At 31.3% G+C, this 15,499-nt stretch carries 14 protein-coding genes; 10 read left to right on the plus strand and 4 right to left on the minus strand.

What is annotated here, in order from left to right; all coding sequences use genetic code 11:
• The 7 genes from J2Z42_RS00005 to J2Z42_RS00035 form a co-directional block, all read left to right on the plus strand.
• Positions 1 to 1,098, plus strand: a 1,098-nt coding sequence (locus tag J2Z42_RS00005) for a GxxExxY protein (protein ID WP_209700310.1), incomplete at its 5' end; no start/stop codon positions are given.
• A 56-nt stretch (positions 1,099 to 1,154) separates the two neighbouring features.
• The gene (locus tag J2Z42_RS00010) at positions 1,155 to 1,871 is read left to right on the plus strand and encodes a FlxA-like family protein (RefSeq protein ID WP_209700311.1); all 717 of its coding nucleotides are present in this window, start codon (positions 1,155 to 1,157) and stop codon (positions 1,869 to 1,871) included.
• Positions 1,872 to 2,107: 236 nt separating this feature from the next.
• On the plus strand, positions 2,108 to 2,515 hold the full coding sequence (gene mntA, locus J2Z42_RS00015) for a type VII toxin-antitoxin system MntA family adenylyltransferase antitoxin (protein WP_209700312.1): 408 nt from the start codon (positions 2,108 to 2,110) through the stop codon (positions 2,513 to 2,515).
• Complete coding sequence (gene hepT / locus J2Z42_RS00020) at positions 2,508 to 2,912, plus strand: type VII toxin-antitoxin system HepT family RNase toxin (protein WP_209700313.1); 405 nt, start codon at positions 2,508 to 2,510, stop codon at positions 2,910 to 2,912. Before mntA ends, hepT begins: the two co-directional genes overlap by 8 nt.
• A 161-nt stretch (positions 2,913 to 3,073) precedes the next feature.
• On the plus strand, positions 3,074 to 5,083 hold the full coding sequence (locus J2Z42_RS00025; protein WP_209700314.1) for a methyl-accepting chemotaxis protein: 2,010 nt from the start codon (positions 3,074 to 3,076) through the stop codon (positions 5,081 to 5,083).
• A gap of 141 nt (positions 5,084 to 5,224) precedes the next feature.
• A complete protein-coding gene (locus tag J2Z42_RS00030) occupies positions 5,225 to 5,515 on the plus strand; it encodes a late competence development ComFB family protein (protein WP_209700315.1) in 291 nt (96 codons plus the stop codon).
• A gap of 280 nt (positions 5,516 to 5,795) precedes the next feature.
• The gene (locus J2Z42_RS00035; RefSeq protein WP_209700316.1) at positions 5,796 to 7,796 is read left to right on the plus strand and encodes a glucose PTS transporter subunit IIA; all 2,001 of its coding nucleotides are present in this window, start codon (positions 5,796 to 5,798) and stop codon (positions 7,794 to 7,796) included.
• 2 nt (positions 7,797 to 7,798) lie between these two features.
• Here J2Z42_RS00035 and J2Z42_RS00040 read toward each other — a convergent pair whose 3' ends face one another.
• The 4 genes from J2Z42_RS00040 to J2Z42_RS00055 form a co-directional block, all read right to left on the minus strand.
• Positions 7,799 to 9,055, minus strand: a complete 1,257-nt coding sequence (locus J2Z42_RS00040) for a dihydroorotase (RefSeq protein WP_209700317.1) — start codon at positions 9,053 to 9,055, stop codon at positions 7,799 to 7,801.
• Positions 9,052 to 10,269, minus strand: coding sequence for a M20 family metallo-hydrolase (locus J2Z42_RS00045; RefSeq protein ID WP_209700318.1), 1,218 nt, complete (start codon positions 10,267 to 10,269; stop codon positions 9,052 to 9,054). Before J2Z42_RS00045 ends, J2Z42_RS00040 begins: the two co-directional genes overlap by 4 nt.
• Positions 10,270 to 10,297: 28 nt before the next feature.
• Positions 10,298 to 11,521: a PucR family transcriptional regulator gene (locus J2Z42_RS00050; protein WP_209700319.1), complete on the minus strand. Its 1,224-nt coding sequence runs from the start codon at positions 11,519 to 11,521 to the stop codon at positions 10,298 to 10,300.
• Between the two features lie 92 nt (positions 11,522 to 11,613).
• Entirely contained in the window at positions 11,614 to 12,861 is a 1,248-nt protein-coding gene (locus J2Z42_RS00055) for an MFS transporter (protein WP_245331402.1), read from the minus strand.
• A 319-nt stretch (positions 12,862 to 13,180) separates the two neighbouring features.
• Between J2Z42_RS00055 and J2Z42_RS00060 the strand changes: the two genes are divergently transcribed.
• The 3 genes from J2Z42_RS00060 to J2Z42_RS00070 all read left to right on the plus strand — a co-directional run bounded on the left by J2Z42_RS00060 (position 13,181) and on the right by J2Z42_RS00070 (position 15,487).
• Positions 13,181 to 13,741, plus strand: a complete 561-nt coding sequence (locus J2Z42_RS00060; protein ID WP_209700320.1) for a DUF3867 family protein — start codon at positions 13,181 to 13,183, stop codon at positions 13,739 to 13,741.
• 53 nt (positions 13,742 to 13,794) lie between these two features.
• Positions 13,795 to 14,532, plus strand: coding sequence for an elongation factor P 5-aminopentanone reductase (gene ymfI / locus J2Z42_RS00065; protein ID WP_209700321.1), 738 nt, complete (start codon positions 13,795 to 13,797; stop codon positions 14,530 to 14,532).
• A gap of 112 nt (positions 14,533 to 14,644) precedes the next feature.
• Positions 14,645 to 15,487, plus strand: coding sequence for a response regulator (locus J2Z42_RS00070; protein WP_209700322.1), 843 nt, complete (start codon positions 14,645 to 14,647; stop codon positions 15,485 to 15,487).
• Positions 15,488 to 15,499: the final 12 nt, after the last annotated feature.

Below are 15,499 nucleotides of genomic sequence, written 5' to 3' on the forward strand. Positions count from 1 at the left end.
AAATATTTACTCAGAAATGCAGGAAAAGACAGGACCTTTCACAGCGTGATACTTGCTGGAGTACATGACGTCAAGAGTCTAAAACTTAAAATAAGGACTGACGAAGAACATAAATATAACAGTCCCTGGAATATAGCATCTGATTTTGACGTGGATATGAGTTTTTCAAAAGAAGAAATAGGAACCATGCTGGATGACTATGTGAAATATAAAGGTGTAGAGCTTGATAAAGAGTACTTTTCAGATAGACTCCGTTTCTATACTTCGGGCTACCCCTTCCTTGTAAGCAAACTCTGCAAGATAATAGATGAAAAGATAATGCCGGAAGGCAGCCTTAAGTGGGAAAAAGAATATATGGATATGGCCGTAAAGAAAATTTTAATAGACAGTAATACAAATTTTGAAAGCTTGATTAAAAACATTGAAAATAATAGTAAGTTGAAGGAAATGGTGAAAGATTTAATTATAGATGGGAGTAAAATTACCTATAATGAGGATAACCTTATTATAATGCTTGGTATAACTTATGGAATTTTTAAAAATGAAAAGGGACAATTAAAAATTCACAATAGAATATATGAGCAGAGGATATATAATTACATGAGCTCTTTAATAGAGACCTCGACGGATGTTAGTTTCTATAATGAAAAGTCAAATTTCATAAATGAAGATGGCAATTTAGATGTAAAAAAGGTGCTTGTAAAATTTCAGGAGTTTATGAAACATGAATATTCGGAGAAAAGGGAAGCTTTCCTGGAGGCAGACGGCAGGCTTCTGTTTTTAGCATTCATAAGTCCCATAATAAATGGCACGGGCTTTGCCTTTAAGGAAGTGCAGGGCGGAGAGGAAAAGCGTTTTGATATAGTTATAACTTACAATAAGAAAATGTATATAGTGGAACTCAAGGTATGGCATGGTGAGGAGTACCATGAAAAAGGACTTGTCCAGCTCAGCGAGTACCTGGAGCAGTACAGTCTAGATCATGGATATCTTTTAATATTTGATTTCAGAAAACTTAAGAGAAAATCAGGGAAAGTGAATGAAACCATAATTGATATAGACAGGAATAAAAAGAAAATAGTGGAAGTTTACTGCTAAACATTCTTCATATTATTACGATAATATATATGAACAATTGTGGAGGAGATGTATATATGATAAATTCTATTTCATCTAATGGTATAAAACCAATGAATTATGCCAGAACTGATAAATCAAATGATGCTCAAATAAAAGCATTGCGACAGCAAGAAGCTTCAATTCAAAAACAAATAGATAGTATAAAGAATAGCAAGCAAGATCCTAAAACCAAGCAGGAGCTTATAAAACCTCTAGAATCCCAGATTCAAAGCATAGAAGGACAAATTCAGCAAGCACAAATAGATCAGGTTAGTAATAAAAATGGTAATTCTAATTCAGGTTCAAAAGTTAATACGGAAAATAATGAAAAATTTCAAAAGGATAATATCTTTTTGAGTATGTCAAGTACTTATAATCAGGTTAAACAGGTTAATTCTATTAGAAAAAATTTAAAGGGAAAAGCTAATGAATTAAACTCAGATGCCAGCTTTGATGAAATGACGGGAAATTATAAGATGGCTAATATAGAAAGAGCAGAAGCTGCTAAAGACCAGGGTAAGGCTAATGGCTTGCAATCTAAAATTGGTAAGTTAAATAGTGACATGAACAAATCTGTAAAAAATGAAATTAATAAGGAAAATAAAGAAGAAAATATGGAAATTAGTGATCCAGGTGGTACTGATAAAGATCTTGAAAAAAGTTCTGAAAAAGCTTCAGGAATGGATTTAAAGGGCGATTTTCAAAATGATTCTGACATTAATAAAAAGCAATCGATTGATGCATTAGCATAAATTGATTCTAAAAATAGATATGGTAGATGAACTTGAAAAATATTTTTAGAATAGTCATTGAATTGGCTGCTTTTTTTAGTATATTTAAATAGTTAAAAAAGAACAAATGTTTGTATAAAATTAAATTTTATGATCATAATAAAAATATATCATATATAATGGAAAAATATAATTTATATAGATAATATTATTATAAACTTTAAATAAGTAATGGATATAAGTGAGGTGTGAGTCAATTGAATATAGATAAAGATAAAGTAGATAAAATAATTCAATTTCTTACTGAAAATATAAAACCATATTTAATATATTTATTTGGTTCAAGTGTAAATGGAATTTTTAGAGAAGATAGCGACATTGATATTGCTTTTATTAGTGATATCAATACTACAGACTATGAAACATTTATGTTAGCACAAAAGCTTGCAGATATATTAAAAAGGGATGTTGATTTAATTAATTTAAAAAAAGCATCTACTGTATTTAGAATTCAGGTAATAGCTAAAGGGAAAAAAATATATTGTATTGATGATAAAAGAAGGGCTTATTTTGAAATGTATGCATTTAAAGATTATGCTACATTAAATGAAGAAAGAGAAATAGTACTAAAAAATGTAAAAAAGAGAGGAAAAATATATGAATGATGTGATATTGAATAAAATATCTGTTATTGAAAGATGTATAAAAAGGATAAATGATGAATATGATAATAACCCTGAAAATTTAAAGAATTATACTAAACAAGATTCTATAATTTTAAATATCCAAAGAGCCTGTGAGGCATCTATAGATTTAGCTATGCATATAGTTTCTGAAAAAAAACTTGGTATTCCACAAAACAGCAGAGATGCATTTGAAGTACTGTTTGAAAATAAAATCATAGATGAAAAACTTATGAATAATTTAAAATCTATGGTTGGTTTTAGAAATATAGCTGTTCATGATTATCAAACTGTAAATTTAGACATAGTAAGAGAAGTTATTGAGAAACATATATATGATTTGGAAAAGTTTTCAAAGAATATGCTTGATATTTTGTAAGTATTAATGGAATTTTATTGCTAAATATTCTCCATATTTTTACGATAATACATATATATACGATATGTAGCGACTGTTGCCATTGTAAAAAATAAAATTTATAGTGATATTTTCTACAATAATAGAAGCATTTTAACAAATAAAAATTGGAGGAATGTATTTTGGAAAAAAAATTAAGTTCAAACAAAAGCGTAAAATTTAAAATAACTTTGGCTATTTCTGTTCTGGTTGTGTTAATTTGTGTGATTTTGAGTGTGGTATCCTACAGCATTTCGGCACATTATCTCAATGAATCAGTGAATTCAGAGTTGATTGAAAGAGCGGATGATGTTTCAAAGTATGTATCAAGTTATTTAACAAACAAACAGGCTGAGCTGGAAGGAATTGCAAAGCTTCCTAATATAAAATCCATGAACTGGCAGACTCAAAAGCCTGATCTCATAAATGAAAGTAGCAAATTGGGTTTTGAGAAATTAAGTATAGTTAATCTAAATGGTCAGATATGCAGCACTTTAAGTGACAAACTTACTGATGTATCAAAGTTGGATTATGTAAAATTATGTCTTCAGGGTAAAAAGGGATTTGCAAATCCTAAAAAGAGTATTATAAATGGGGATATAATTATGGACATATATGTTCCTATAAAAAATGACAATGGTACAGTTATGGGGGCAATGCTTGGAACTTTAAGCGTACAAAAACTAAATAACTTTCTGCAGCAAATGAAATTTTCCAACTCTGCTTATGCTTATGTAATAAATAAAGAAGGTACAGTTGTAATGCACAAGGACGTAAGTTTTGTGCAAAAGCAATACAATCCTATAAAAGAAGCTCAAAAAGATCCTAGTTATACAGAATTGGCAGATTGTATAAAAGAAATAGTTGCCGGGAAAAGTGGCTTAAGTAAATATACATTTAATGGTGAAAAGAAAATTTTAGCTTATGCGCCTATAAGCGCTACTAATTGGTTTGTAGTTGCAGCAGCTGGTGAATCAGAATATTTTAAAAGTGTAAAAACTATAAGGATAACACAAATTATTTGTACAATATTATTTATATTATTTGGAATAATAGTTGCACGTGTTATATCCAAATCGGTAACAAGTCCGCTTCTTAAGATTAGGAAATTTGCTAAAAAAATTTCCGTTTATGATTTTTCAACACCTATTGACATAACTAAAGAGGATGAATTTGGGGAAACTGCAGAAGCTTTAAATACGGCACAAGAAAATGTGAAAGAACTTGTAAAAACCATGATGGATAATTCTGAAAATATAAGTGCATCAAGTGAGGAACTTGCTGCATCTGTAGAAGAATTGGTAAGAAAGTCGGAAAATATACGTAATAGTGTTGAGAAAATATCGACTGGTTCTCAAGAGACAAGTGCAGCTTCAGAAGAAATAACTGCTTCAATTGAAGAAGTAAATTCCAGCATAAATGAGTTGTCAAGCAAGGCCATGGAAGGAAGCAATATGTCAAATAAGGCTAAAAAGATGGCTGTTAGTGCATACGACAATGGAAATAAAGCTATAGATAAATCACAAAGCGTATATAAAGAAAAACAGGGCGAAGTTGCCGAAGTTGTTAAAAAGAGCAAAATAGTTGACAATATAAGAGTTATGGCAGAAACTATTGCAAGTATAGCTGATCAGACAAATCTTCTTGCACTTAATGCAGCTATAGAGGCTGCAAGAGCTGGAGAACATGGCAAAGGTTTTGCTGTTGTGGCAGAGGAAGTTAGAAAACTTGCAGAGCAGTCTGCAGATTCAGTTACAAAAATTCAAAATATGATAGCTAAAGTTCAAGATGCCTTTAAAGCTGGTACTGATACAACTAGTGGTATGTTGAAATTTATAGAAGAAGATGTAAATCCACAATTTAAATCTTTTCAAGATATGGGAAATAGATATCATGAAGATTCTGATTTTGTAAGTAAAATGTCTGATGAGATAGCTGCGATGTCTGAAGAAATTGCAGCAACAGTAGGTCAGGTAAGTGAAGCAGCACAAAACATGGCAGGAAATGCACAAACATCTGCGGAAAATGTAGATAATATTAAAGAAAATGTTGACGAGGTTACGAGCGAAGTGGAGCAAATATCTAAAACATCACAAAGTCAAGCTGAACTTGCACAAAAGTTAAATGAAATAGTACAGAAATTTGAAATTTAAAAATAAGCCAGACTCCTACACGTTCTTATATTATACATAAAGATTTATATAATATAAACGATAATTTAAGTATTATTACAATGTGGATTGACAATGTTGGTCATTGTCACTTTAAAATTGTATGAAAGAAAGGTGACATAATTGACTAAAAATTATATGGAAGATGTTGTTGATACATTAATACCCTATGTTTTGAAGGATTATCCGGAGGCTTGTGTATGTCCTAAGTGTATAGATGATATAAAAGCATTGACATTGAACAATGTTCCACAGCACTACGTAGTTACTGAAAAGGGAGAAGCACTTACTAAGGCAAGGATGCTTTCAAGTCAATTTAAAGCAGATGTATTAAAAGAAATTTCTATATCGATAAAAACTGTATCCAAAAATCCAAGGCATCCGTTATCTGAAAAAGTTGTATCGAATGATTAAAAAATTATCTGCTTGACAATATAAAAAAACAATTATACAATAAATGTAGTTTAGCAAATAAAGTTTCTATCTTGATAGAAACTTTATTTGCTATAAAAATTCCTGAAGATGAAATAAGTGGTGTTACTATTAAATTAGGAATGAGCTTGATAATAGCTATTATGTTGATACAATTTAGCATAGCTATTTTGAGCTTGTGCTTTATTTTTTTGTAAAACTTATATAATTATTGTTTATTTGTAAATAATAATTATATTAAATATTAGGAGGAATACTTTTTATGAAGAAAAGAATATTTGCAGTACTTCAGAAGATAGGAAAATCACTTATGCTGCCTGTATCTGTACTTCCGGCAGCAGGACTTCTCTTAAGACTTGGACAATCGGATTTGTTAAATATGCCTTATGTAGAAGCAGCTGGAAACGCTATCTTTGGCAACCTACCTATGATATTTGCAGTAGGTGTTGCTATTGGGTTTTCAGGTGGAGAAGCAGTTGCAGCACTTGCATCTGTAGTAGGTGAACTTATTTTGGAATCCATTGAAAAACTGGCAAGTGCAAATGCAGCAGCAGCTTTAGCACAAACAGGAGCTTCAGCACATAATATGACTGTAAAAGCTTTTATGGAAACTCAGGCATATAACAATATTGTAACCAGAACTACAATCAATATGGGAGTTTTTGGAGGAATTATAATTGGTATTTCAGCGGCACTTTTATATAACAGATTCCATAATATTAAGCTGCCGCAGGTGCTTGGATTCTTTGCAGGAAAGAGATTTGTACCAATTATAACATCTGTTGCAGCTTTGATTATAGGTACAGTTGGTGTATACATATGGATGCCTGTACAGGGCGGAATAGATACTATGGCAAAATTAGCAAGTAGTTCTGCACTTGGACCGGCATTTTATGCAGCAGGAAAAAGACTTCTGATACCTGTTGGACTTCACCATATTTACTATCCTGTATTTTTATATCAATTTGGACATTTTGTTTCAAATGGAATTACTTATATAGGAGATTCACCAAGATATTTTCATGGAGATCCACATGCAGGAATATTCATGGTAGCAGAATATCCTATTTTAATGTTTGGACTTCCAGGTGCCGCTGCAGCTATGATTGCAGCGGCTAAAAAAAATAAGAGAAAAGAAATGGCTGGGATGATGATTTCGGCAGCTTTTGTTGCTTTTGTAACAGGTATTACAGAGCCAATTGAATTTTCATTTATATTTGTAGCACCTATACTATTTGTATTTCATGTAGCGGCAGCATTTTGTTCCGGGCTTGTTACAAGTTTCCTTCATATAAGACTTGGATATACTTTTTCGGCATCTTTTATAGATTATGTACTTGGATTTAAATATTCCCAGAACCCATGGCTTATATGGCCAGTAGGAATCGCATTTTTTGCACTTTACTTTGTTGTGTTCTATTTTACAATTAAGGCAATGAATATAAAGACGCCTGGCAGGGAGGATGATTACGAAGAAGAAGTGGAGCATATAAATGTTAAGGGAAGTGCAAAGGCTTTGAAAGTACTTGAAGCTATAGGCGGAAAAGATAATATTAAAACTCTTGATGCATGTATTACAAGACTCAGACTTACTCTAAACAATCCTGAAGTTGACCAGAAGACACTCAGAGCACTTGGCGCAGCAGGAATAATGACAGCTGGAAATAGTGTTCAGGTGGTGTTTGGAACTGAAGCTGAAAGAATAAAAGATGATATAAAAGCTATTATTCAAAATGGTGGATATGTTGAAAGCTCAGATGAAGCTGTACGGGAAGATAGTAACTCACAGAAAAAAACTATCATGAGTGGATATCATGAACTTTTATCACCTATGGATGGTGAAATTGTCGCACTTGATAAAGTTCCAGATGCAACTTTCAGAGATAAATTACTTGGGGATGGATTTGCCGTAATTCCTTCCGGAAGTAAAGTCTATGCACCGGCAGATGGTGATATAACTGTACTTTTCCCAACTAAGCATGCTTTTGCCATTACGGCAGATAATGGGCTTGAACTTTTAATTCATGTCGGACTTGAAACAGTTGGACTAAATGGTGAAGGATTTACTGCCCATGTTAAGCAGGGGGATAAAGTTAAAAAAGGAGACTTAATTTTATCCCTGGATACTGAATTTATTAAAGAAAAGGGTAAGGACCTTATAACTCCAGTTATTGTAACTAATATGGATAAAGTAGAAAATATTAATAGCAAATTTAAAAAAGTAAAACATGGAGATAAGGCGGCAAGTATTAAGATAAAATAATATTATATTATTTTGCCATTAAATATTGTATTCTTAATTTTGCCATAGAGTTTCATACCTATAAAAGGTGAGTTACATGCTTTAGAGTCAAAATCAGTTACCCTGTATTGTTCATCTGGATTAAATATAGTAATGTCAGCTCTATGGCCTTCTTTTATATAACCTCTATCAAGATTGTATAGTTTTGCAGGATTAACCGTAAGCTTTTCAATGACCTCCATATAGTTTAGATAACCGGGCTTAACAAGATTGGTTATAGAAAGAGGAAGGGCTGTTTCAAGTCCTATCATGCCACTTGGAGCTTCAGTGAAATTTTTACTTTTCTCGTCTTTTGTATGTGGAGCATGGTCTGTAGCTATTATTTGAAGCGTATTATCCTTGAGAGCTTCAATTATTGCTTTCCTGTCTTTTTCTGTTCTCAAAGGTGGATTTACTTTTGCCAGTGAACCTTTTTCCAAAATCATTTTTTCTGTAAGGCTGAAATGGTGAGGGGTTGCTTCTGCTGCTATATTGGCGCCCATTTTCTTTGCCCATCTTACGAGCTCAACTGATATGCAGGAGCTTATATGCTGTATATTGATTTTGGCCTTAGTTGATATGGCAAGGGCTGCATCACGTGCTACAAGTACATCTTCTGCTTCATGCGGCGAACCTTTTAAATTCATTAAAGCTGAAATTTCACCTGCATTTATTCCATTTTCAGTTATGAGACTTTTATCTTCTTCATGGAAACTCAAAGGCATATCCAGCTCTCTTGCGATTTCCATGGCTTCAATTGCTATTTTAGAATTCATAATAGGTTTTCCGTCATCAGAAAAGCCGACAACTCCGTCACTTTTTAACTTGAGCATATCTGTAAGCTCGGTACCTTCCATCCCTTTAGTAATTGAAGCTACCTGAAGCACTTCAATTACTGCAGTTTTGGCTTTATCCATTATATATTTTAGTGTTTCAGTATTATCAACTACAGGTTTTGTATTGGCCATGCATATGACTGTTGTATATCCTCCGCGTGCTGCAGATTTTGCACCTGTGTATATATCTTCTTTACTTGTAAATCCGGGATCTCTGAAGTGGCAGTGAACGTCTATTAGACCGGGACAGACTATGCAGCCTGAAGCATCTATAAGTTTTACACCATCTGTTTTTTCTATGTTTCTATCAATTTTTACTACATTTTCTCCATCTATTAATATATCAAATTGTCCATCTGTTTTACTTAATGGATCAATCATGTGGCCATTTTTTATAAGTATCATGGTAAAACCTCCTTTAGATATTCATATACTATTTTACAGGCATTTAGAAGATCACTTAAATCGGCTTCTTCTTTTGGATTATGACTTATTCCCTCCTTGCAGGGTATAAAAACCATGCCTGTTTTTGTTATATCTGCAAATTCCATAGCATCATGTCCTGCACCACTTGGCATTTTAATGCAACCTATGCCGAGTTTTTTTGCAGCTTCGTACAACCCACCTATAACTTGATTACTAAGCTTCACCGGCTCACCAAGTGTAGTTGGAATTAACTCATATGACAGGTTTCTCTTGTTCATTATATTTTTAATATTGCATTTTAACTGACTAATCAGTGAATTTATGCTGCTGCTTTCAATTCCCCTTATGTCAATGCCGAGCTCTACAAAACCAGGTACAACGTTTAAAGCATTGGGAGTTTCATGTATTTCTCCAACCGTAGCTACAGTTGAATGTATTGATTCTTGTATTCCAAGTTTTTCTATTTCAAGAATTACTTCTGAAGCTGCACTCAATGCATCTTTTCTCATAGACATAGGCGTGGCACCTGAATGATCCTGTCTTCCGTGAATTTCAAGTTTAAATCTTTTGGAACCGGCAATTGCTGTAACTATTCCGGCTTCTACTTTATTGTCATATAAAACCCTTCCCTGTTCTATATGCATTTCAATATATCCTTGAAGGGCTTCTACACTATAATTTTGTGATAAATATCCCTTTGATTTTAATATATCATATAGGCTTTCTTCACGTACTCCTTTAAGACTGCACAAATCTTTTTCTTTAATTTTCCCGGTTATAAGTCCGCTTCCAATCGTGGCTTTACCGAAGGCACTGGATTCTTCACACCTGAATGCACAAACTTTAACAGGTATATCAATATTATTGTCTCTAATCCATTTTAATATTAAAATGCCGCCGATAACACCTAAAACTCCATCATATTTTCCACCGTTTGGTACAGAATCAAGATGTGATGCAATTAAATAGGGTTTTCTACTGTCACTTTCTTTTAAACTTACAAATGTATTTCCAACACTATCCGATTTTACATGAAAGCATAATTTTTCACATATCTTTTTAAATGTTTCATGCATATTATTTTCATCAAAACTATAAGCTAATCTTGTAACTCCTCCAATTTTATTTTGTCCAATTGAACTAAATTCATTGAACCATCCGTTTAAGAGTTTCAAATCTTCAATTTTACCCATATAAACATCTCCCAATAGCAAAGATCATTCAGTCATTTGATTTTTTATTTACTACATTATAAGCAATAACTGCAAAATAAAGTTTTATTTTATCATCTATTTTTTTAACATCCAATTCAGTGATTTTTTTGATACGATCGAGTCTGTATTTTAATGTATTTTTGTGTATGAACAGCTTTTCGCTCGTAAGCATGATATTTTCATTGCATTCAAAGTACATAGAAAGGGTATCTATAAGTTCGATATCATTTGCCACCTTTCCGAGAGTTGAAGTTGTAAATGATAGTAGTGTATCAAAAGAATTTTTATAGAACAAACTGTATATTTCTATATTTTTATAAAAATAATAATCCTGTGATTTGCTTACAACTTGACCAATTTTTACTGCATATTTAGCCTGGTCATATCCATTTTCTATACCATTTAATCCTTCACCTATAGAGCCTATACCTATAGTCATTCCCATACATTTATAATAAAGGTTTCTATGCTTTAGAAGTAAATCTAAAATATATTTTCCATATCTTTCAGCATTTATCTTGTTTTCTGTTTGTATAAATAAAGTTATATCTTCAATATTTCTTATTATCATATAATTAAGTATTTTCTCTTCTCTTTTAAAACTTCTTGTTATATTATCCATGAATTGGCGAATTTCATCTTTTACATATATTGAATTATATTTATTCTGATTGTGCTTTTTAGATAACGTACAAAAATTACTTACATCTATTGATATTGTGTATATAAAGCCTTTTTCTATATCATAGCCTAAATTTTTTCCTCTCTCTATAATAAATTCTTTGGTTTTATAGGTGTGAAATACTATTGCTTTTATGTATTCCTCTACCAGTCTAAAATGTTCCTCCTGTTCAAATATTGCATAATTGAGTGGTGTCATTATGTCAAGAAATGTGAGGCTTTCTGTAACTTCTATAACTGGAAAATTTATCTCATCTGCGGCTTTGATAAATCTCTCGTCTATAGCTGGAAAACTGTCGGTTAGTTTTATTGCTATTCCAGATGCATTTAGCTTATTGAGTTCATATAAAATATTAATCTGATCCTGCACATTATCTTTTATAGAATAGAATCTTGTAATTATGAATTCCCCACCTTTAAGCCATTTTACTATATCTGGAACTTCCATTACAGTAACACTTTTAATTACTCTGTCAAGTCCATTTTTACCTGCTGCCAATTTTGTGTTTTTAAGAGATTCTATTTTAAGTGCATCCATTACAGTTAACATATGTATCACTCCTATGGCTTTTGCCATTAATAACTTTATTTTGTACTAAGTACTCAGATGATGTTAAATATATCATCTGAGTACTTAATAATTTATGCTTCTTTTATCTTATATTCGCTATCTATTTCACTTTTTTTAGTTATTTTTAATCTTAAAATTGTAATAAACGATATTACATAAAGTATAGATAAAAACAGCATTGCAATGGTCAAACTATAATGATCCAAAAAGAATCCTATGGCAAATGGTGAAAATCCTCCAACAGCACGACCTATATTAAAGATTGTATTATTGGCGGTACTTCTGATTTCAGTAGGATATAAATTACTAATAAGTGCACCGTATCCGGAAAACATTCCATTTGCAAAGAAACCTACTATTATTCCACCAATTAACATCTCTATGGAGTTTGATGCGTATATATAAAGAAAAACTGAAGCGGCGGAACATGCTAAAAATATTGCATAAGATACCTTTGCACCAAATTTGTCCATAATACGTCCAAATAAAAGCATACCTAAAGACATTCCAACTATTGTACTTATCATCCAGAGAGAAGAACCTGTAACAGAAAGTCCAAGTCGTTTTTGAAGTATAGATGGAAGCCAGTTCATAAGTCCGAAGTAACCTGCAATCTGGACTGTTGCCATTATAATAAGTGAAATTGTAGTAACTGTTGTTTTAGGAGTTGAAAATAGCTCTTTTAATGATACTTTATTTTCTTCTCCTTTATGCTTATTTTTGCTTGCAAGCCATACAGGTGATTCATCAAGATGTCTTCTTACTACAAATGCGAGTATAACAGGAATTATACCTATTAAGAAAAGTACACGCCATCCAAATATAGGAAATATAATTGCAGCAGCTATTGCAGCTACTATGCTTCCTACCTGGCCGCCTATTCCAACATATGAAGTCATTCTTCCGTGTTTTTCTTTTGGAAAAGCTTCAGCTACCAGAGACATTCCAATGGCGTATTCACCGCCAGCACCAATTCCTGCTATGAATCGAAGTGCATATAACATATAGATGTTTGTAGAAAATGCTATAAGTCCTGTAGCTACTGCAAATATAAGTATGGTATATGTAAATACATGAACCCTGCCTTTTTTATCTGCTAGTACACCGAAAACAACGCCCCCGAGTAACATACCTAAATTGGTTATGGAAGAAACAAGTCCACCATATGCGGAGCTGATATGAAAATCTTTAATAATTGATGTTAAAACAAAAGAAAGAATCATAATATCAATCATTTCAACTGCGAAACCAAGAATAGATGATGCTAATACTTTATTTTGATAGCTTTTTGCAATTACTGGATTACTTTGTGTATTCAATTAAATTTCCTCCTTTTCTTTTGATTCATATTCTATTTAAAATAATTTAATTAAAAGTATATCAGTAATACTTGAGTTTGTCTTTATCGAATGATACAAGTTTTACTTTTGTTTTTTTGTCGGTTTTGACAATGTAATAAAAATAATACAAATAAATTGAAATAATAGCTGTATAATTAAATATTATTTTATATATTATTAAAATAAATGCAGAAATTTTAAATGATATCAGTTTATTCTTGCCATACTTGTAGTATAATTTCATAAAATTTGATAAAATAACATTATATATTAAATATTTCTAGAAGGAGGAACTAGCATGGATGATAAAGATGATAAGATTGTAAACTTTAGTGAGATTAAGAATAAAGCAAGAGAAAAAGATGTAGAAAAAATTGAGGATTATGTATATGGTCTTTGTTATGATATGGCTCAGGGAAAGTTAAATATGGAGGACTTTTCTAAAAATATTCAAAAGTACATGGAAGAAAATAATATATCTCCAGAAAAAATGTTTAATATTCAGAAAGAGCTTATGAAAAGATATGGCTTGAATATGGAAGATATCGAAAAACAGATGAAAAATATGGGGATAGATGTACCTGAAGTATATAAAAATGCTGATTATGAATCTGTAAGGAAAACTTTAAGTTTTCAGGAAAAATATAAAGATGGTATTGGAAGTGAAGTATTTACAACATATAATATAAATGGTATAAACATATACATAAATGGAGAAAAGGTTTTACTTGAAAGTCCAGGAAAGATAAACCTTGAGGATTTGGATTTAAATGAGTTTTTATGCTCATATAAAAAGGTGGTTAAAGACAAAAAACTCAAAATATCAATATGTGAAAATGTAGGCACTTTTGAATATTGAATATAAATATAATAAATAGTGAAATAATTATTTTGTTGGGAAGTGTAATTTAATTGGAAAATTTAAAAGGGAGAGTGGCTGTTGTAACTGGTGCTTCTAAGGGTATTGGAAAAGCTATTGCAATTACTCTTGCAAAGTGCGGTGCAAACTTAGTTTTAAATTATAGAAGAGATGAACCATGTGAAACTTTAAATGAAGTAAAAAAATATGGTGTTACGGGAATTGCAGTTAAGGCTGATGTAAGTATTTATGAAGAAGCAGAAAAATTAATAGATACTTGTTTAAAACATATGGGAAAGATTGACATATTAGTAAATAATGCAGGAGTATCTCATATAGGATTATTTATGGATATGAAAGAGAAAGACTGGAATAATGTAATAGATGTTGACATTAGAGGTGTTATTAATTGCACTCACTCAGTGTTAAAATATATGGCTTCTAAGAAATACGGCAATATAGTCAACATATCTTCAATTTGGGGAAATGAAGGTGCATCCTGTGAAGCTATTTATTCCGCAGCAAAGGGTGCTGTAAATTCTTTTACGAAGGCTATAGCAAAAGAAATGGCACCATCTAACATAAGGGCGAATGCAGTGGCACCTGGAGTAATTGATACAGAAATGAATTCCTGGCTTAATCCACAGGAGAAAGCGGATTTATTGAGTGAAATACCTTTAGGAAGATTTGGAACTGGAGAGGAAATAGGAAGTGTAGTAGCATTTTTGTGCAGTGAGTCTTCAAGATATATAACGGGAAAAGTTATAACTGTGGACGGTGGTATGTTTTAATTTATATTGTTAGAATTAACTTCCAATTAGCAGTTATAAAAATTGTAAAATGCCCGATAATTAAATAATTACTTTAAGCTTTATAAATATTAATTAATAGGATGAATTGATTATGGATAAAATTATAATACTTGATGATATGGCATATATGAGATACAGAATTAAAGATATATTGAATAGTAAGGATATCGAAGTATTGGAAGCTGGTAATTCTTTCGAGTTTTTCAATAAGCTTTCAGATAATAAAAATGATATAAAACTAATAATATTAGAAGTTGGACTTGTGAGTGAGGATGGCTTTGAAATAATTAGAAAAATAAAGGCCCGAGATTTAAATATTCCTATAATGATACTTACTAAATTGAACACTAGAACTGTATTTATAAAATGTATAAAGGAAGGCATTTGTGAGTATATTTTAAAACCATTTGATACTAAAGTATTAGTTAAGAGAATAAAAGATATTATTAAATCTTATAAGAATAATAATCATGAAGAAATAATATATACTAATTTTCAGGAATATATCAGTAAGCAGATAAGTAGATGCAGGGATGAGAATAAAGAATTGTCTATTATAATGTCAAGCCTTGTAAAATCAAAAATTAATAATACAGAAGAAAAAATAGAGGTAAATGATAGATACTTGATTTTGATGGAAAGGGTTTATGAAAATTTAAGATCGCTTTTTAATATACCTGATTTGTTTGAGAAAAATGGTCTGTCTACATTTATATCAGTTATACCTGATTGCAGTAAAATGAGAGCACTTCAAAGGGCAAATGATATGAGGGCTATATACAATGATATAAAAGCCAATGATTTTCAATATGAAGAGTACCAGTTTATATGTTCTTCCGTTACTTTTCCTGAAGATGGACAGGATAAAAAACAACTAATGGATACATTATCTTATAGTATGAAATACAAAATTAATAATATAAACAAAATGTAATAAAAGGCTTGT

The organism is Clostridium algifaecis (assembly GCF_017874415.1).
Classification (GTDB): Bacteria; Bacillota; Clostridia; order Clostridiales; family Clostridiaceae; genus Clostridium_B; species Clostridium_B algifaecis.